The following is a 17149-nucleotide window of genomic DNA, read 5'->3' on the forward strand; positions in this document are numbered from 1 at the left end:
ATGTGGCCCATGATGCGGATGCGCCGGGCGTTGCCGGTGATTCTTTTGATGTCCTCGGCTGTGTTCTCGGCGGGCCCCGTCATCCCTGCAGCGGCCGCGCCGCTGCCGGCGCCCAGCCCGTCCCTGCAGGCGTTCTACGACCAGAAGGTGACGTGGGGGAGCTGCGCGGGCTTTGTCAGTGATACCAGCCGCATTCCGACCGCGCAGTGCGCCAAGGTGAAGGTGCCCGTCAGCTACGACAAGCTGATGGGTGCGGTGGCCGAGCTCGCGGTGCTGCGGGTGCCCGCCTCCGGCAAGCGCGTCGGCGCTCTGCTGGTCAACCCGGGCGGACCGGGTGGATCGGGTGTTGACCTGGCGGCCGGCATGGGCGCCAAGCTCGGCGAGAGTGCGGTGGGTCAGAGCTTCGACATCGTGGGATTCGATCCGCGCGGTGTCGGTGGCTCCACGCCGACTCTGCGGTGCCGTACCGACGCCGAGTTCGACGCCTTCCGTAAGGAACCGCTGGCCGACTACAGCCAGGCCGGCGTCGCCCACATCGAAAACGTCTATCGCCAGTACGTCAACGAATGCGCAAACCGGATGGGCCTGGACTTTCTCGCCAACGCCGGAACCGCCTCGGCGGCAAGGGATATGGACATCGTCAGGGCAGTTGTCGGCGACAGCAAGCTGAACTACCTGGGCTACTCCTACGGCACCGAGCTGGGTACCCAGTACGCCGAATACTTCCCGCAGAACGTGCGCACCATGGTCTTGGACGGCGCGATCGATCCGACCATCGACCCGGTGGAGTCCAACGTCCGGCAGATGACCGGATTCCAGGTGGCATTCAACGACTACGCGGCCGACTGCGCCAAGGATCCCAAGTGTCCATTGGGGACTGACCCATCGCAGGCCGTCAAGCGTTTCCATCAGCTGATCGACCCGCTGGTGGCCAAGCCGGCCAAGACCAATGACCCGCGTGGCCTGAGCTACCAGGACGCCATCACCGGCACCATCCAGGCGATGTACACACCGCGTTACTGGAAGTACCTCACCTCGGGCTTGGCCGGTCTGGTCGACGGCAGCGGACCCGATGACCTGCTGTGGCTGGCCGACCAGTACCAGGAGCGCGACGACCAGGGTCGCTACGACAACCTGCAAGACGCCTTCAATTCGATTCGGTGCGTCGACGGGCCCACCCCGAAGGACTCGGCTCCCTGGGTGGCCGCCGACAAGCGACTGCGCGAGCAGGCGCCGTTCTCCAGCTACGGCGAGTTCACCGGTTACGCGCCGCGTGACATGTGTGCCTTCTGGCCGGTGCCGCCGACGTCGACACCGCACACCCCGTCGACGCCCGGTCTGCCGCCGGTCGTGGTCATCTCCACGACCCATGACCCGGCGACTCCCTACGAGGCGGGAGTGGCACTGGCGCAGCAGCTGGGCGGATCGCTCATCAGCTACGAGGGCACCCAACACACCGTCGCTTTCAACGGCGAGGCATGTGTCGACGAGGCGGTGACGCGATACTTCGTCGACGGCACCGTGCCTCCTAAAGACGTCCGCTGCTGACCTGCGGCATACTCTCCCCATGGATCGTCAGAAGGAATTCGTGCTGCGCACGCTGGAAGAACGCGATATCCGTTTCGTCCGGCTGTGGTTCACCGATGTTCTCGGCTACCTCAAGAGCGTCTCCATCGCGCCTGCCGAGCTCGAAGGGGCCTTCGAGGAGGGCATCGGCTTCGACGGCTCGTCCATCGAGGGCTTCGCCCGTGTCTCCGAATCGGACACCGTCGCGCATCCCGACCCGTCGACGTTCCAGGTGCTGCCCTGGACCACCAGCGCCGGCAAGCACCACTCGGCACGCATGTTCTGCGATATCAAGCTGCCCGACGGATCACCGTCCTGGTCCGATCCGCGGCATGTGCTGCGCCGCCAGCTGGCCAAGGCAAGCGATTTGGGCTTCTCCTGCTACGTGCACCCGGAGATCGAGTTCTTCTTGCTGAAGAACATGCCCGACGACGGCTCGGCCCCGATCCCGGCCGACGATGCCGGGTACTTCGACCAGGCCGTGCACGAGGCCGCGCCCAACTTCCGTCGGCACGCCATCGACGCGCTCGAATCCATGGGTATTTCCGTGGAATTCAGCCATCACGAGGGCGCGCCGGGTCAGCAGGAGATCGATCTGCGCTACGCCGACGCGCTGTCCATGGCCGACAACGTGATGACGTTCCGTAACGTGGTCAAGGAAGTGGCGATCATCGACGGTGTGCATGCCACCTTCATGCCCAAGCCGTTCAGCGATCACCCGGGCAGTGCGATGCACACGCACATGAGCCTGTTCGAGGGCGACACCAACGCCTTCCACAATCCCGATGACCCGTTGCAGCTGTCCGAGGTCGGCAAGTCGTTCATTGCGGGAATCCTGGAGCACGCCAACGAGATCAGCGCCGTCACCAACCAGTGGGTGAACTCCTACAAGCGTCTGGTGCAGGGCGGCGAGGCACCGACAGCGGCATCCTGGGGTGCGGCCAACCGCTCGGCGCTGGTGCGGGTGCCGATGTACACGCCCAACAAGTCGTCATCGCGTCGCATCGAGGTGCGCAGCCCCGACTCGGCCTGCAACCCGTACCTGACGTACGCGGTGCTGCTGGCCGCCGGACTGCGCGGTGTGGAGCAGGGTTACACCCTTGGACCCGAGGCCGAGGACGACGTGTGGCAGCTGACCGCCGCCGAGCGTCAGGCCATGGGATACAAGGAGCTGCCCAGCACCCTGGAGAACGCACTCATCGCCATGGAGCGTTCCGAGCTGGTTGCGGAAGCGTTGGGGGAGCATGTCTTCGACTTCTTCCTCCGGAACAAGCGGGCCGAGTGGGCGCGCTACCGCAGCAACGTGACCCCGTTCGAGCTGCGGGCCTACCTGGGTCTCTAAGGTGACTCGAGCCTCCACCGAGCGTTCGAAGGTCCCTAGCGTCGGACGGCTGGGGCTCGTCGATGTGCGGGCCGCATCGCTGCTCGAAGAGCTGGGCTGGACCACCGAGGCGCATGTCCCGCTGTTGTGGTCGCTGTCCAGATCGCCGGACGCCGACGCGGCGCTGCTCACCCTGATACGGCTGCACGAAGAGATGGGCCCCGAATGGGCCGCTCTGGATCGTGAACTGGCCAGCGACACCGCGCTGCGCGGGCGGCTGCTGTCGGTGATCGGCTCGTCGTTGGCGCTCGGTGATCATCTGGTGGCGCATCCCGACAGGTGGCAGCTGCTGGTCGGGGACATCGAACTTGAGTCCAAAGAGGCACTGCAGGAACGGTTCCTGACGACCGTCGGTGCTTCCGGCGGGCGGGCCTCGGTATCGGAGGCCGTTGCGATCTCTGCGCTGCGCGACGCCTACCGGGACAGGCTCCTGGTGCTCGCCGCGCTCGATCTGGCGGCCACCGTCGAGAACGAGCCGGTGCTGCCGTTCTGTCTGGTGGGGCAGCACCTGTCGGATCTCGCCGATGCCGCGCTCACCGCGGCGTTGGCCGTCGCGGTGTCGCTGGTGGTTCCCGAGGGACAGGATCCGCCCCGGCTCGCGGTCATCGCCATGGGCAAATGTGGTGCGCGCGAACTCAATTACGTCAGCGACGTCGACGTGATCTTCGTGGGGGAGGGGGCGGACTCGCTGACCACCCGCGTCGCCGGGGAGATGATGCGCATCGGTTCGAGCACCTTCTTCGAGGTGGACGCCGCGTTGCGGCCCGAGGGCAAGGCGGGCGCGCTGGTGCGCACCCTGGACGCTCATGTGGCGTACTACCGGCGGTGGGCCAAGACCTGGGAGTTTCAGGCGCTCCTCAAGGCACGCCCCGCCGTGGGAGATCCGGAGCTGGGTAAGGCGTACATCGACGCGCTCATGCCGATGGTGTGGACCGCTTGCGAGCGTGAGGCTTTCGTGTCCGAAGTCCAGGCCATGCGCCGTCGGGTGGAATCGCTGGTGCCGGCGGACCTGCGCGAGCGCGAGATCAAACTGGGCACCGGCGGGCTGCGTGACGTCGAATTCGCGGTGCAGCTGCTGCAACTGGTGCACGGTCGGGCGGATGAGTCGCTGCACGTCGCGTCCACGGTGGAGGCGCTGGCCGCGTTGTCTCTCGGTGGTTACATCGGACGCGACGACGGCGCGAATCTGACTGCCTCCTACGAATTTCTGCGGCTGCTGGAGCATCGGCTGCAGCTGCAACGGCTCAAGCGCACGCACACTCTGCCCGCGCCGGAGGACACCGAGGCGATGCGCTGGCTGGCCCGGGCTGCCCATGTGCGTCCCGACGGACAGAACGACGCCCTGGGAGTGCTGCGTGCCGAGATCAAGCGGCAGGCGGTGCGGGTGTCGCGCCTGCACACCAAGCTGTTCTATCAACCGCTGCTGGAATCGGTCACCGAGTTCGACAAGGAAGCGCTGGGACTGTCCAACGAGGCGGCCGTGCGTCAGCTCGCGGCCCTGGGCTACCAACAGCCGCAGCACGCGCTCAGTCACCTGTCCGCGCTGACCAAAGAGGGCGGCCGTCGCGGACGTATCCAAACAATTCTGCTGCCAACACTTTTGGACTGGCTCGCGGATACTCCCGACCCGGACGCCGGGCTACTGGCCTACCGACGGGTCAGTGAGGCGCTTGTCGAGCAGACTTGGTATCTGCGCACGCTGCGCGACGAGGGTGCGGTGGCCAAGCGCCTCATGCAGATTCTGGGCACCTCGGCCTACGTGCCGGATCTGATCATGCGCGCGCCCGAGGTGATCCAGCTGTACGCCGACGGTCCCAATGGTCCGAAACTTCTTGAGGCGGAACCATCTTCGGTGGCCAAGGCCCTGATCGCCTCGTCGGCACGTCATGCCGATCCGGAGCGGGCGATCGCCGCCGCACGGTCACTGCGGCGGCGGGAATTGGCGCGGGTGGCCTCGGCGGATCTGCTGGGGCTGCTGGATGTGGTCGATGTCTGCGGCGCCCTGACCTCGGTGTGGGTCGCGGTGCTGCAGGCGGCTCTGGACGCGGTGATCAAGGCGAGCATCCCCGAAGGGCAGGAGGCTCCCGCGAGCATCGCGGTCATCGGGATGGGGCGGCTGGGCGGCGGCGAGCTGGGATACGGCTCCGATGCCGACGTTCTGTATGTCTGCGATCCCCGTGACGGGGTTGTCGATTCGGATGCGGCGCGCTGGTCGGCCACGGTGGCCGAAAAGGTGGGCAAGCTGCTGGGTGCGCCGAGCACCGACCCGCCGCTCCAGGTCGACACCGGACTGCGGCCCGAAGGCCGCAACGGGCCGATGGTACGCACTCTGGCCGCATACGAGACCTACTACGCGCAATGGGCTCAGCCGTGGGAGGTGCAGGCGCTGCTGCGGGCGCACAGCGTCGCCGGCGATTCCGACCTTGGCCTACGGTTCCTGCGCATGATCGACAAGACGCGTTATCCCGCCGGAGGCATCGCCCTGGACTCAGTACGCGAGATTCGACGCATCAAGGCGCGGGTGGATGCCGAGCGGTTGCCGCGCGGTGCCGACCCGAACACCAACACCAAGCTGGGTCGCGGCGGGCTGGCCGATGTGGAGTGGACCGTGCAGCTGCTGCAGCTGCGCTACGCGCACGAACATCAGTCCCTGCACAGCACCTCGACGCTGCAGACGTTGCAGGCCGCCGCGGATGCCGGGATCGTCGAGGCCGAGGACGCCGAGCTCTTGCGACAGGCCTGGTTGACAGCGACCAACGCGCGTAATGCCTTGGTGCTGGCGCGCGGTAAGCCCACCGACCAGCTGCCCGGCCCGGGGCGGCTGCTCAACACGGTCGCCGCGGCGGCGGGCTGGCCCGACAACGACGGCGGCGAATTCCTGGACAACTATCTACGTGTCACCAGGCGTGCGAAAGCGGTCGTACAGAGGGTGTTTGGCGAATAGCTTCTGCTAGCAGAGTCAAGTCGTGTTCTGTCGCTTGAAACTATGTTCCAGCTGAGAAGATGTACAGCTGAGCCTTGTTTGACGTCGCTGTTCCGGTGAGAAGAGATAGTGATGTCGTCTTGGCGCTGCTGGGCTGAACCGTACTGATAGACATTTGAGCCAAGTCGCATGTGAAACCAATCTTCTTCCACTCTTCGACGAGGTAGTTCGCGATGCCGTTGCAAGTGGTGGGCTTGGCATCCAGAGGTCGATTGTTGATAAGTACATGACTGCCGGAATTATCGCCTTCAAAGGCTCCCACGTACGATGGCGATCCCGGCCCGGGTGGCCAAGTTCCCTCCATCTTTATCAGCCGATATGAGTCGGGAATCGAGACGGCGAGATTCTCCAGCACTTCCTTCGCCTCTTGCTCCGATACTGCCCTTGTACTGGGCGACGTAGTGGGCGAACCGCAAGCAATCAGCGCTGTTGAAAGAACAAGCATAGCGAGTGATGGTTTCATTACTTTGTTGACCATGCTATCTCGATTCTCTTCGTAGGGTCTGTGCACGCGGTGCGCCTATTTGAAACTCTGTATACTGCTCGCCCCATATGTATTGAATATTCTGGCCCAACCTATATCTCGCAAGAATGCGAAAGAGTCTATAGCGTTCGACCGCGGATCGGTGAATATAGAACCTGCATCCTCGGGGTGCGCGAAGTCGGTTACATCGTATATGTAGAATCTTTGTGAGATCGAGGGGTTCCCTTGCTCAAAGTTTACCTGCGTCACGATTTGCGCGGAGTAGCGCCCCAGTGAGTACACGGTGTCAGGGTCACTGCCGGCTACGGCGAACCATCCCCCAGGTTGGCCCTGCCAATCGGATTCGTTGCCAAACACTTCAGTAAAGCTCGTTGAGCCGCACTGTTCCAACGCCTTCTTCGCGGCATTGAGCGCCTCCTGCCTGGCGGCAGTCAATAAATCAGGAATCCCTTGGATCATTTTTCCGTAGGCACCGTTGTAGGTGTCCTTACCGAATTTGTCTACGATTGACTCGGGAAATGTGAGTGATTTGGCGACGGCGGAGCTTGGCCCACCGTCCTCATTTGCCAGGTAGTGCTCCATCAATGTCGAAGCGTCGGTCCAGCCACGTATAGCCATGTAATCACTGGCGGCCTTGGCCTTTACCCGTGCGGCGTTACCCTTGGCTGATCGCTCCAGCCAGTTCAACTGAGTCTTTCCAAACTCGGGGTCGGAATTGGCCTGTCTGGGATTAAGTGCCGGGTTGTTGCTTGCGAGGGCAGAGTTGGGAACTTGGATACCCCGGTCAGGTTTGATGGAGCAGTTTTTGTCTGGTTGTTCTGGTGATTGTTTTTGTGGTCCTGTTTGTTGGGGTGCGCAGTTGCATTGGAATGCGGGGCTGAATTTGCGGCTTGGTTGTTGGAAGGTGTTTCCGGTGCCGCCGAGGGAGGAGGCGATGAAGCTGCGGAGTTGTTCGAAGATGCCGTAGTACTGGGCTTGTTGTTCGCATTTTTGTTGGAGTTCGCGGTCTTGCTGGTCTTGTTGGTTGTTTTGGTTGGGTTGTGGGGTTTGGGTGGGTTGTTGGTTGCCTTGTTGGGGTTGTTGGCCCTGTTGTTGCCCTTGTTGTGGTGTTTGGTAGTCGGGGTTGGTTTTGCCGGGTCCCTGGGTGTAGGGGGTGGCGGTTTGGTAGTCGGGGATTTGGGTGCCGTGTTGGGGTTGTTGGCCCTGTTGGCCCTGTTGGCTGCTTTGGCTGGTGCCTTGTTGGGGTGCGCCTTGGGTGCCGGTGTTGTAGATGGAGATGCCCGAGTTTTGGTCAAGGGGTGGCTGGTTGATGCCGCCCTGGTAGTCGGGTTGTTGGGGTGGTAGGCCGGGTGGCTGGAATTGGCTGCCGTTCATACCGCCGTCGCCGGGGCCGCCGGTGGGGCCGGTGGGGTCGGCTGCTGCGGTCTGGACGGTGGAGAACCCGCTGCCGGCTGTGGTGTGGTCGCTAGCGATCTTGGCGCCGCTGATGGCGAGGGCGGTGATGGCCACGACTGCTGATGTGCGACGCAAACCTGGCGACATGCGCCACCGATCTTTGATTACCACCCGAAGAAGCCCTCCCACTCACGCCACACACCATCGGATATGTAGCTGACTGCCAGCATCATGACAGAACACACCAGAACATGTCCACATTAGGCGGAGGTTTGTTGGTTGCTGAATGAATCCAGTGGCGCGAGTGGAGGCTATGGCTTCGGGGATAACCTGCTATTACCTGGCAATATTACAAGTCCGGCCTGGTGATCCCGGAGGCTCCCGGCGAGAATGTCGGCTGGGCTATCAGGCGGTACATGTCACCGGGCGTGCGAAAGCGGTCGTGCAGAGGGTGTTTGGCGAGTAGCTTCTGCTTCATGCGGACCAAGATCCAGATCATCGTGGTACTCGGTGTAGTCGCCGGCGCTCTCGGCATGGCAGCGCCCGTTCAGGCAAAGCCGCGAGACTGCACGGTCTCCGAGGAAGCTCGGCTCGACGCGGTGGAAGCGACCAAACGCGCGGAGTACCTGGAGCGCCATCCCGACGTCAACGCGGGAATGAGCAATGCCCTCAAGAACACCCCCGGCGACGGCGGCGCCAAGCACGAGGCCGTGCAGGCATACCTCGACACGAACCCCACGGCGAGGGCTGATCTGGACGCGATCCGTCAGCCGGTGCAGGACTTCAAGAACCGCTGCTGGCCAGACGGCTAGCCGTCAGGCGCGGTCGTGGAGCGTCACCTGGTAGCCGTCGGGATCGGCGAAGGTGAAGGTGCGACCGAAAGGGCCGTCGATCGGTGCGGAGACGATGGTGTGGCCGTCGGCGACCAGGGCGTCGTGAATGGCCTGCACATCTGTGGCGTGCAACCAGATTGCGGCACCGATACCGGGCTGGGCAATGGACGTGATATCCGTGCCGGGAATGACGTCGCGTAGCGCGAAGGCGATCGGTTTCGTCTCGAAGACTACGGCATGCGGTGGTCCTGCCGGCGAGCGGACGAGGCCGAGGTACTGCTCGTAAAAGGCTTGCGACGCACTGAGGTTACGTGCCTGAAGTGAGATGAAATCTGGGCCGGTGACGGGCATGGGAACGCTCCTTTATTCATGTCAGTTTACTGACATGAATAAATCTATGTCAGAATTCTGACATGAGTCAAGATGGTGTGGGTGTCGACTTAGAGACCTCGCTGGGCTACCTGCTCAAAGAGACGTCGAGCGCTTTGCGCACGGCCATGGAGGAGGTGCTACGGCCGCTAGGGATGAGCATCACGCACTACTCGTGCCTCGAGTTGTTGGCGCAGCGCCCGGGGCTTTCGAACTCCGAGCTCGCACGGAGGGCATTCGTGACGCGGCAGACGATGAATGTGCTGTTGCAGAATCTGGAACGAGACGGCTATGTGACCAGGCCCGCAGAAGCTCCTGTGGGCAAGGTGCTTCCCGTCCGGCTCACGCCTCGAGGCAGACGCTGCCTGGAGAAGGCGACCGTCGCGGTCCGCTCCGTCGAACTCAGAATGCTGGCCGGTATGACCCAGACCGAACAGTCGGACGCGTTCCGCCTCCTGCGGCGCATGATTCACGCCCTGCGGGACGGCGGCGGCTCTTAGTCCGAGGCAGTGTCCGACCCGCTGAACAACAGCGCTGTAATTTACGGCACGCTTCTCATGGTTTCTTAACGTTCAAGCCATGACCGTCCAACCAACGCTCGATAGCGTCCCGGACGGGCCGGCACCTCGTCGGCTGTAACGCTGAACAAGGAGTTACTCCATGAAGTTCACCTCTGCTGTCCTCAGTGGTGTCGTTGGCGCAGGTGCCGTGGCCAGTGCCCTGGCATTCGCAGGTGCCGCCGGCGCTGCCCCCGGCCAGTGCACCGCCGCTGAGTTCGCCCGCACCCACTCGACCGTGTCGAGCCAGGTGGCGAGCTACTTGGACAAGAACCCCACGATCAATGACGGCATCACCAAGGCCGCCAAGGCCGCGCCGGAGGGCGAGCGCCGTGAAGCCATCAAGACCTACCTCGATGGCCAGCCCGCCGCCAAGGCCGAGCTCGACAAGATCCGTCAGCCGCTGACCAGCCTGAAGAACAGCTGTGGCGCGGACACCGACGACGCCACCCCGGCCGCGCCCGCCGGGCTGGTCGGTCAGCCCGCACAGCCGGCCGAACAGCCTGCGGCCCCGGCTGAGCAGCCGCAGCAGCCGTGGAACCCCTTCGCGCCGCAGCAGCCGGCCGAGGAGACCGCCAACACCCAGCAGGCCACCCCGGCCGCACCGGCCGCTCCGAACGTCACCGCGGTGGTTGATCAGCAGGACGTCTAACAACATCTTTGGGTGGGCGGCTTAGCCTTATGTGGCGATGACACAGGAAACTACCGCCCGTCACAAGGTGTTGATGGTCGATGACGACCCGGACGTTCGGAACTCGGTAGCCCGCGGGCTACGTCACTCGGGTTTCGACGTCCGGGTCGCTGTCGATGGCCGCGACGCGCTTACCCAGCTTGCGGCCGATGAGCCCGACGCCCTGGTGCTCGATGTGCAGATGCCCGAGCTGGACGGGGTGGCAGTGGTTACCGCACTGCGGGCCTTGGGTAATGACATTCCGATCTGCGTGCTCAGCGCACGCGACACCGTCAACGATCGGATCGCCGGCCTGGAGGCCGGCGCCGACGACTATCTGACGAAACCGTTCGACCTCGGCGAGCTGGTGGCGCGTCTGCGCGCGCTGTTGCGCCGCCGCGGCGCCGGTGCCGGTGGCCTGGCTACCTCTGCCATCACCGTCGGGCAGGTGACGGTCGACGTGGCCCGCCGGCTGGTTTTCAGTAACGGAGAGCGCGTCGAGCTGAGCAAGCGAGAGTTCGATTTGCTGGTGGTGCTGGCCGAGAACACCGGAGTGGTGCTGAGCCGCACCCGACTGTTGGAACTGGTGTGGGGCTATGACTTTGACGTCGAGACCAATGTGGCCGACGTCTTCGTCAGCTACCTGCGCCGCAAGCTGGAAAACGGGGGAGCCGCACGGGTCATCCATACCGTCAGAGGTGTGGGATACGTGATGAGGGAAGAGGCGTGAAACGCTCGCTCTCGCTGCGTACCCGCGTCGCGGTCGCGGCCTTCCTGGCCGCGGGCCTGGTGGTCGCGCTCATCGGCATCGTGGCCGGTATCGCGCTGGTGCGCAACGACACCCGACAGCTCGACCGGCGTCTGGACATGCTGACGGATGCGGTCCAGGCCACCACCCGTCATGGCGAGACCACCTTCGTGCTGACCGTCCGGGACTCCAAGAGCGGAGGCCTGGTGATCTTCCGCGGCGTCGAGTTGCCGAGGCTGCCGTTGGGGACGGGGAATGTGACTGTCGGCGACGTGAACTACCGGGTGCGGACCATCGAGAATCCGGAAGAGCAGACCGTGATTTCCCTGGGGACGCGGTCGGACACGGTGTTGGTCAACCACCGGGGAATCCCGGTCTTCGTCGCGTTGGGTGTGCTGTCGATGCTGCTGGCCGGAGGATTCGCGTGGCTGTTCGCCGGTCGCGCGGTACGGCCGCTACACCAGCTCACCGACCAGACCCGCCAGCTGGACACCGATGGCCTGCACGTGGCCGCCGTGCGCGGTGCCCGCGAGGCAGAGGAACTCGCCGACGCCATGGCCGCCATGCTCGGCCGGGTCTCGGCGGCGCAGTCCGAGACCACCAAATCGCTTCTGGCGGCGCGTGATTTCGCCGCCAGTGCTGCCCACGAGCTGCGCACCCCGCTCACCGCGATGCGTGCCGACCTGGATACCCTGCGTGCGCACGACCTGTCGGATGAGGAACGCACCGAGGTCATCGGTGACCTGCAGCGCGCGCAACGGCGCGTCGAGGCCACCATTACCGCGCTAGGGCAGCTGGCCTCCGGCGACCTGGCCCGCCCCGAGGACCGCGAACTGGTGGACATCGCCGATCTGCTGGACCGGGTGGCGGGGGATGCGTTGATGCACCGGGCCGACACCCCGGAAATCACCGTCAACGTCGACGACGGCGGTGTGGTGCTGGGTTGGCCCGACGGGCTCCGGCTGGCCGTGGACAACTTGGTGCGCAACGCCATCAACCATGGCAACGCCAAACATATTGTGCTGTCAGCGAATCGGGTCGATGATCGGTTGGTCATCGAGGTTGACGACGATGGCGCCGGACTGCCCGAGGCCGACCGGCAGCGGGTGCTGGGCCGGTTCGAACGCGGCCCCGGTGCCAAGCCGGGCGGGCTGGGGTTGGGACTGGCCCTCGTCGCGCAGCAGGCCGCGCTGCATGGGGGAGACGTGGTGCTGTCGGCCAGCCCGTTGGGCGGTCTGCGCGCGACGCTGACGATCGCGGCAAAATAGGACGCGGCAGTTAGTTCTTGCGCGACCCGTACTTGGTGAGCCATTCGCGGGCCTCGTCGGGCAGATTGCCCGACGCCTCGGCCGCCTTGCACCAGCGCCGCACCATCTTGACCATGTTGGCGGGGTTGTAGGCGTCCTCCTGTTGCGACCACAGCCCGTCCCCGGCGTAGTGCAGCACGGTCAGGTTCGGCTCGCCCCAGTGCTCGCCGTCGCCCGGATCGCTCATCACATTGTCGATTTCGCAAACCACCCAACCCTTTTCGGGGTCGAACACCGTCCAGGTGGCGGGCAGGCTCGGCATGTGGTTGCCGGGGAACTCGGCCATGACCGCCGTGATGTACTGGCGAATGGCCTCTTTGCCCTGCAGTCGGCCCACCACGTGCTCGATGTAGAGGGCGTCCTCGGTGTACATCTCGGCGTAGGGGTTCCAGTCGCCGGTCTCGATACAGCGATGAACCGTGGCCTGGTGTTGCGCGAACGCTTCTTCGAGTTCGGCGCGGCTGAATGATGGCATCAACATAAGGTACCGTCCCTGAGGTGCGAGGACGGACCGCCGTGGGGGCGCTGGGTTGGCTGCTGGCCGTCGCCGCGGTCTTGGCTATCGCATCGCGCTGGGCGCGGTCCAGTTGGTCGCCCCTGATCGGGCTGACTGCTGGCATGCCCGTCACATGTCTGCTGATGGTCGTGGGGCTGCTGCTGTTTCTGGCGGTGCGGCAATGGTGGGGTGTGCTCGCCGCGACCGTGGTGATCGCCTTGCAGGTGCTGGCCCTCGCGCCGCTGTATCTACCTGACAGCCATCCGCAGGGGACCGTGGTCACCGTGATGCAGACCAATCTGCGTTTCGGTGCCGGTGATGCCGGCGCGGTGGTGGCCGCGATTCGTGAACACGATGTGGGCGTGGTGACCGTTGACGAGCTGACCGCAGAAGCCCGAACCAAACTTGTTGCCGCGGGTATCGATTCAGTGCTCCCGTATTCGTACACCATCACCGAGCCGAAGGCTGCGGGCACCGGGATCTGGAGCCGATACCCGTTGACGCCTGTGCATCAGGATGATCAGAGCTTTGCCATGCGGCAGATCTGGGCCGAAGCCGAGATACCCGACGCGGGCCCCGTCATGCTCGTTGCCGTGCATACCCGGCCGCCCGACAAGGACATGAGTTCACCGGGCTGGCTAGCCGAACTGGACACCACCGGACGACAGCTGCAGGCGTTGCGTCCCGATGTGAAAGTCATTGTCGGCGGGGATTTCAACGCCACTTACGACCATTTCGTGTTCCGGCAGATCCTCACGGGCGGCTTCGCCGATGCGGTGGATCAGGCTGGTTCGGGCTGGTTGCCCACCTGGCGCGAAGGGCGTTGGTACACCAGGCTGATCGGGATCGACCACGTGCTGACTCGCGGCGCGACCGCCACTTCGGTGAGCACCCAGGAGATCTATGGCACCGATCACCGGGCGCTCATCGCCACGGTAGTAGTGCCTAGCTCTTCTTGAGTGCCGCGTCGATAGACAGCGATCCGCCGCCGGTGAAAACCAACAGGAAAAACGCCCAGCAGAACACGGCGGCCAACTCGCCGCCGTTCTCGATCGGCAGCAGCCCCGCGGACTGGTGCTGGGAGAAGTAGGCGAACGCCATGGTGCCCGAGGCGATGAACGCCGCTATCCGGGTCCCCGCGCCGAACAGAATTGCGACGCCGGTGAGGAACTCAAGGGCGCCTGCCCACCAGCCCAGTGACCACGACTCCACCGGGGGCATCGACGCGAGGTCGGGCCAGCGGAACAGGGTCGCGGTGCCGTGGACCGTGAACAGGAAACCGAACACAATCCGAAACAGGGACAGGACAACGGGCGTGGCGCCGTCGAGCTTGGCGACTGAGCTGGAGGAGGCCATGGCCAGGATGCTAAACCAATTCTCGCGGAACGACTTAGCGCTTAGCGCGGGTAATGAATCGATCCAGGGACAGCGCCCCGCCGCCGGTGAACACCAGGAGAAGGAAGGCCCAGCTGTACAGCGCGGCTGGCTCGCCGTTGTTCTGGATAGGCAGCAGGCCCTCGGGCTGGTGGTAGGTGAAGTACGCGACGGCCATCGCGCCGGATGACACGAACGCCGCCAGCCGGGTACCCAGGCCGAGGACGATCGCCGCTCCGCCAACGAATTCGATGATTCCGGCCCACCAAGGCAGGGTGCCCACAGACTGCAGGTATGAGGCCAGCGGCCAGCCGAACAGGTGGGAGGTTCCGTGCAGGAAGAACAGGAACCCCACCACGATCCGGAATGCGGACAGGACGACCGGCGTCAGGCCGGTGAGCTTGTTTTCGATATCAGCGAGAGCCATGCGCTTAACAATAGGACCATGGTCCGCTTTATTCCTGCTTACCCGCCGGAGACGGCCTTCACCAGGGTGTCTGCCGCCAACAGTCCGAGATTGTTGGAGGCCAGCGGGCTGTCGCCGGTGAGTAGTTTGCGATCGGCGTGTGTTTGCCCGGTGATTCCGGTGTTGAGAATCGTGACGCCCTGCTTGCGCAGATTCTCCCCGACGAGCCACGGCATTTGACCTGGGATGTAACCGATTTCGATGTTCACTCCGGTGTCCAGACTGTCTGGGAACACGCACAGGCTGTATCCCTGGAAGGGTGACTCGTCGCGATCCAGGCCGGCGGCGAGCAATGCTCCCGGGCCATGGCAGAGGGTGATGATGTATTTGTCGTACTCCAGCGCCCAGTCCAGCACCGTCCGTACTTCTTCGCTATCGGGGATGCCCAGCAGCACGCCATGCCCACCTGGGATGAACACGGCGAGGTAATCGGAGTCCGGGCCCAGGGCGTCGGCAATGACGTGTGAGAGCTTCTGGGGTTTCTTGAGTTTCGTGGAAAGCTCGGAATAGGTGTTCAGCACCGCCTCGTCCTGGCGGGGCATTGCCCAGAGCTCCAGCTTGGCGGGACTGCCCGATACCGTCGCCACGTCGATGCCGAACCCCGCGGCCTTCAGATGGTGCAGGGGCAGCAGCATCTCGACGGGGTGGTTTCCGGTGGAGAACATGGTGTCGTTCTGCATGAGCATGTAGCGCTCTTCGGTGGCGATCATGAGGATCTTCCAGCGGCCACCGGTGTAGGCGTTCTCGTGACGAACGCCGTCGAAATCGGTCTTGGACGGCACGTACTGGCTCAGTGAGTACGGCGACGGAAAGTAGGCGTTGTCTTCGGCAGGGTCTGGGACGGGGGTCCGGCTCAGTTCATCGGCTGCGTTCGGCACGAGATTCCACGCTCCTCGAAAAGTTAGACGGGACATCTATTTTCAACCTACGCCGATGCGGGATATTCCGTCGCACGATCCCGAAAACGACAAGGCCCCCGGGATGTTCCCGGGGGCCTTGTGCGAAAACGACTTACACGTCGAAGTACAACGCGACCTCGTACGGGTGAGGACGGATGTTGATCGGCTCGATCTCGTTCTCGCGCTTGAACGCGATCCAGGTCTCGATCAGATCGGACGTGAAAACGCCACCCTCGGTGAGGTATTCGTGGTCCTTCTCGAGGTTGTCGATCACCGTGGCCAGGTTGGTCGGTGCCTGCGGGATGTTGGCGGCCTCCTCCGGAGGCAGCTCGTACAGGTCCTTGTCGACGGGGGCCAGCGGCTCGATCTTGTTCTTGATGCCGTCGATACCGGCCATCAGCATGGCCGCGAACGCCAGGTACGGGTTACCCGAGCTGTCCGGGCAGCGGAACTCGAGGCGCTTGGCCTTCGGGTTGTTGCCGGTGATCGGGATACGCACACACGCGGACCGGTTGCGCTGGCTGTACACCAGGTTGATCGGGGCCTCGTAGCCCGGCACCAGACGCTTGTAGGAGTTCACCGTCGGGTTGGTGAACGCCAGCAGCGACGGGGCGTGGTGCAGGATGCCGCCGATGTAGTGGCGGGCCACATCCGAGAGCCCGGCGTAGCCGGCCTCGTCGTGGAACAGCGGCTTGCCGTCCTTCCACAGGGACATGTGGGCGTGCATGCCCGATCCGTTGTCACCGAACAGTGGTTTGGGCATGAAGGTGACGGTCTTGCCGTTGGCCCAGGCGGTGTTCTTGATGATGTACTTGAACAGCAGCACGTCGTCGGCCGCGGCCAGCAGGGTGTTGAACTTGTAGTTGATCTCGGCCTGTCCGCCGGTGCCCACCTCGTGGTGACCGCGCTCCAGGGTGAAGCCGGCGTTGATCAGGTTGGTGGTCATCTCGTCGCGCAGGTCCACGAAGTGGTCGTACGGGGCGACGGGGAAGTAACCGCCCTTGGGGCGAACCTTGTAGCCGCGGTTGGGGCTGCCGTCCTCCTCGTAGGGCTCGCCGGTGTTCCACCAGCCGGCCTCGGAGTCGATCTCGTAGAAGGTGCCGTTGATCTTCGAGTCGAAGCTGACCGAGTCGAAGATGTAGAACTCTGCCTCGGCGCCGAAGTAACAGGTGTCGGCGATGCCGGTGCTGGTCAGGTACTGCTCCGCCTTGCGGGCCACGTTGCGCGGGTCACGCGAGTAGGCCTCGCGAGTGAACGGGTCGTGGACGAAGAAGTTGACGTTCAGCGTCTTGGCGGCGCGGAAAGGGTCGATCTTGGCCGTCGAGATATCGGGCAGCAGCAGCATGTCGGACTCGTGGATCGACTGGAATCCGCGCACGGAGGATCCGTCGAAGCCGAGTCCGTCTTCGAAGACGCTGGCATCGAAAGCAGATGCAGGGATAGAGAAGTGCTGCACGACGCCCGGCAGGTCACAGAACCTGACGTCCACGTACTCGACCTTCTCGTCGGCAATGAACTTGAATACCTCGTCGGGGCTACTGAACGCCATGCTTCTCCTTATTCCTCTTGTTCCGCTGATCCAAGACCGCGCGATGCGAACCTATGGAGCCGGTGTTGCCCG

General features: G+C 64.1%; 16 protein-coding genes and 1 pseudogene. 9 read left to right on the top strand and 8 right to left on the bottom strand.

Features of this window, described 5'->3' with window-relative positions; translation table 11 throughout:
• The first annotated feature begins 9 nt into the window (after positions 1 to 9).
• Genes MYCSP_RS08485 through MYCSP_RS08495 form a run of 3 tightly spaced genes read left to right on the top strand, consistent with a single transcriptional unit; the run spans position 10 to position 5891 of the window.
• Positions 10 to 1548, top strand: a complete 1539-nt coding sequence (locus tag MYCSP_RS08485) for an alpha/beta hydrolase (protein ID WP_088413592.1) — start codon at positions 10 to 12, stop codon at positions 1546 to 1548.
• A gap of 19 nt (positions 1549 to 1567) precedes the next feature.
• Positions 1568 to 2908, top strand: coding sequence for a type I glutamate--ammonia ligase (glnA, locus tag MYCSP_RS08490; RefSeq protein WP_070911014.1), 1341 nt, complete (start codon positions 1568 to 1570; stop codon positions 2906 to 2908).
• Between the two features lies 1 nt (position 2909).
• Positions 2910 to 5891 carry a bifunctional [glutamine synthetase] adenylyltransferase/[glutamine synthetase]-adenylyl-L-tyrosine phosphorylase gene (locus tag MYCSP_RS08495; protein ID WP_088413593.1) on the top strand — a complete coding sequence of 994 codons (2982 nt, stop codon included), beginning with the start codon at positions 2910 to 2912 and terminating at the stop codon, positions 5889 to 5891.
• A 40-nt stretch (positions 5892 to 5931) separates the two neighbouring features.
• Here the strand turns inward: MYCSP_RS08495 and MYCSP_RS23080 are convergent, their stop codons facing one another.
• Together MYCSP_RS23080 and MYCSP_RS23610 are read right to left on the bottom strand one after the other, a co-directional pair.
• Positions 5932 to 6408 carry a hypothetical protein gene (locus MYCSP_RS23080; protein ID WP_133054144.1) on the bottom strand — a complete coding sequence of 159 codons (477 nt, stop codon included), beginning with the start codon at positions 6406 to 6408 and terminating at the stop codon, positions 5932 to 5934.
• A 798-nt stretch (positions 6409 to 7206) separates the two neighbouring features.
• Positions 7207 to 7956: pseudogene (locus MYCSP_RS23610) on the bottom strand (hypothetical protein); the annotation flags it as partial.
• A gap of 329 nt (positions 7957 to 8285) precedes the next feature.
• Between MYCSP_RS23610 and MYCSP_RS08505 the strand changes: the two are divergent.
• Positions 8286 to 8621: a hemophore-related protein gene (locus MYCSP_RS08505; RefSeq protein ID WP_088413594.1), complete on the top strand. Its 336-nt coding sequence runs from the start codon at positions 8286 to 8288 to the stop codon at positions 8619 to 8621.
• A 3-nt stretch (positions 8622 to 8624) separates the two neighbouring features.
• On the opposite strand, the gene MYCSP_RS08510 is transcribed toward MYCSP_RS08505, so the two are convergent.
• Positions 8625 to 8993, bottom strand: coding sequence for a VOC family protein (locus MYCSP_RS08510; RefSeq protein ID WP_070911010.1), 369 nt, complete (start codon positions 8991 to 8993; stop codon positions 8625 to 8627).
• A gap of 62 nt (positions 8994 to 9055) precedes the next feature.
• Between MYCSP_RS08510 and MYCSP_RS08515 the strand changes: the two genes are divergently transcribed.
• The 4 genes from MYCSP_RS08515 (at position 9056) to MYCSP_RS08530 (ending at position 12254) form a co-directional block, all read left to right on the top strand.
• Positions 9056 to 9511 (top strand): MarR family winged helix-turn-helix transcriptional regulator, encoded by a 456-nt coding sequence (locus MYCSP_RS08515; RefSeq protein WP_070911009.1) that lies wholly within the window; start codon positions 9056 to 9058, stop codon positions 9509 to 9511.
• A gap of 160 nt (positions 9512 to 9671) precedes the next feature.
• Positions 9672 to 10220, top strand: coding sequence for a hemophore-related protein (locus tag MYCSP_RS08520; protein WP_083017818.1), 549 nt, complete (start codon positions 9672 to 9674; stop codon positions 10218 to 10220).
• 37 nt (positions 10221 to 10257) lie between these two features.
• Complete coding sequence (locus MYCSP_RS08525) at positions 10258 to 10968, top strand: response regulator transcription factor (RefSeq protein ID WP_070911007.1); 711 nt, start codon at positions 10258 to 10260, stop codon at positions 10966 to 10968.
• Positions 10965 to 12254 carry a sensor histidine kinase gene (locus tag MYCSP_RS08530; RefSeq protein WP_088413595.1) on the top strand — a complete coding sequence of 430 codons (1290 nt, stop codon included), beginning with the start codon at positions 10965 to 10967 and terminating at the stop codon, positions 12252 to 12254. Before MYCSP_RS08525 ends, MYCSP_RS08530 begins: the two co-directional genes overlap by 4 nt.
• Positions 12255 to 12264: 10 nt before the next feature.
• Here the strand turns inward: MYCSP_RS08530 and MYCSP_RS08535 are convergent, their stop codons facing one another.
• Positions 12265 to 12768 (bottom strand): nuclear transport factor 2 family protein, encoded by a 504-nt coding sequence (locus MYCSP_RS08535; RefSeq protein ID WP_070911449.1) that lies wholly within the window; start codon positions 12766 to 12768, stop codon positions 12265 to 12267.
• Positions 12769 to 12809: 41 nt separating this feature from the next.
• Between MYCSP_RS08535 and MYCSP_RS08540 the strand changes: the two genes are divergently transcribed.
• Positions 12810 to 13748, top strand: coding sequence for an endonuclease/exonuclease/phosphatase family protein (locus MYCSP_RS08540; RefSeq protein ID WP_162266332.1), 939 nt, complete (start codon positions 12810 to 12812; stop codon positions 13746 to 13748).
• Here the strand turns inward: MYCSP_RS08540 and MYCSP_RS08545 are convergent.
• From MYCSP_RS08545 to glnA (MYCSP_RS08560), 4 genes are all read right to left on the bottom strand, one after another.
• Positions 13735 to 14145, bottom strand: coding sequence for a DoxX family protein (locus MYCSP_RS08545; protein WP_088413597.1), 411 nt, complete (start codon positions 14143 to 14145; stop codon positions 13735 to 13737). The genes MYCSP_RS08540 and MYCSP_RS08545 overlap by 14 nt on opposite strands.
• A 34-nt stretch (positions 14146 to 14179) precedes the next feature.
• A complete protein-coding gene (locus MYCSP_RS08550; protein WP_088413598.1) occupies positions 14180 to 14590 on the bottom strand; it encodes a DoxX family protein in 411 nt (136 codons plus the stop codon).
• Between the two features lie 38 nt (positions 14591 to 14628).
• Entirely contained in the window at positions 14629 to 15507 is an 879-nt protein-coding gene (gene hchA / locus MYCSP_RS08555) for a glyoxalase III HchA (RefSeq protein WP_088413599.1), read from the bottom strand.
• A 133-nt stretch (positions 15508 to 15640) separates the two neighbouring features.
• A complete protein-coding gene (gene glnA, locus MYCSP_RS08560; protein WP_030095429.1) occupies positions 15641 to 17077 on the bottom strand; it encodes a type I glutamate--ammonia ligase in 1437 nt (478 codons plus the stop codon).
• Between the last annotated feature and the right edge of the window lie 72 nt (positions 17078 to 17149).

The sequence above is a fragment of the Mycobacteroides saopaulense genome, assembly GCF_001456355.1.
Lineage (GTDB): Bacteria > Actinomycetota > Actinomycetes > Mycobacteriales > Mycobacteriaceae > Mycobacterium > Mycobacterium saopaulense.

Coding starts and splice junctions, on each gene's coding strand:
- MYCSP_RS08485 (WP_088413592.1), top strand. CDS start 10: ATGATGCGGATGCGCCGGGCGTTGCCGGTGATTCTTTTGATGTCCTCG.
- glnA (WP_070911014.1), top strand. CDS start 1,568: ATGGATCGTCAGAAGGAATTCGTGCTGCGCACGCTGGAAGAACGCGAT.
- MYCSP_RS23080 (WP_133054144.1), bottom strand. CDS start 6,408: ATGGTCAACAAAGTAATGAAACCATCACTCGCTATGCTTGTTCTTTCA.
- MYCSP_RS08505 (WP_088413594.1), top strand. CDS start 8,286: ATGCGGACCAAGATCCAGATCATCGTGGTACTCGGTGTAGTCGCCGGC.
- MYCSP_RS08510 (WP_070911010.1), bottom strand. CDS start 8,993: ATGCCCGTCACCGGCCCAGATTTCATCTCACTTCAGGCACGTAACCTC.
- MYCSP_RS08515 (WP_070911009.1), top strand. CDS start 9,056: ATGAGTCAAGATGGTGTGGGTGTCGACTTAGAGACCTCGCTGGGCTAC.
- MYCSP_RS08520 (WP_083017818.1), top strand. CDS start 9,672: ATGAAGTTCACCTCTGCTGTCCTCAGTGGTGTCGTTGGCGCAGGTGCC.
- MYCSP_RS08525 (WP_070911007.1), top strand. CDS start 10,258: ATGACACAGGAAACTACCGCCCGTCACAAGGTGTTGATGGTCGATGAC.
- MYCSP_RS08535 (WP_070911449.1), bottom strand. CDS start 12,768: ATGCCATCATTCAGCCGCGCCGAACTCGAAGAAGCGTTCGCGCAACAC.
- MYCSP_RS08545 (WP_088413597.1), bottom strand. CDS start 14,145: ATGGCCTCCTCCAGCTCAGTCGCCAAGCTCGACGGCGCCACGCCCGTT.
- MYCSP_RS08550 (WP_088413598.1), bottom strand. CDS start 14,590: ATGGCTCTCGCTGATATCGAAAACAAGCTCACCGGCCTGACGCCGGTC.
- glnA (WP_030095429.1), bottom strand. CDS start 17,077: ATGGCGTTCAGTAGCCCCGACGAGGTATTCAAGTTCATTGCCGACGAG.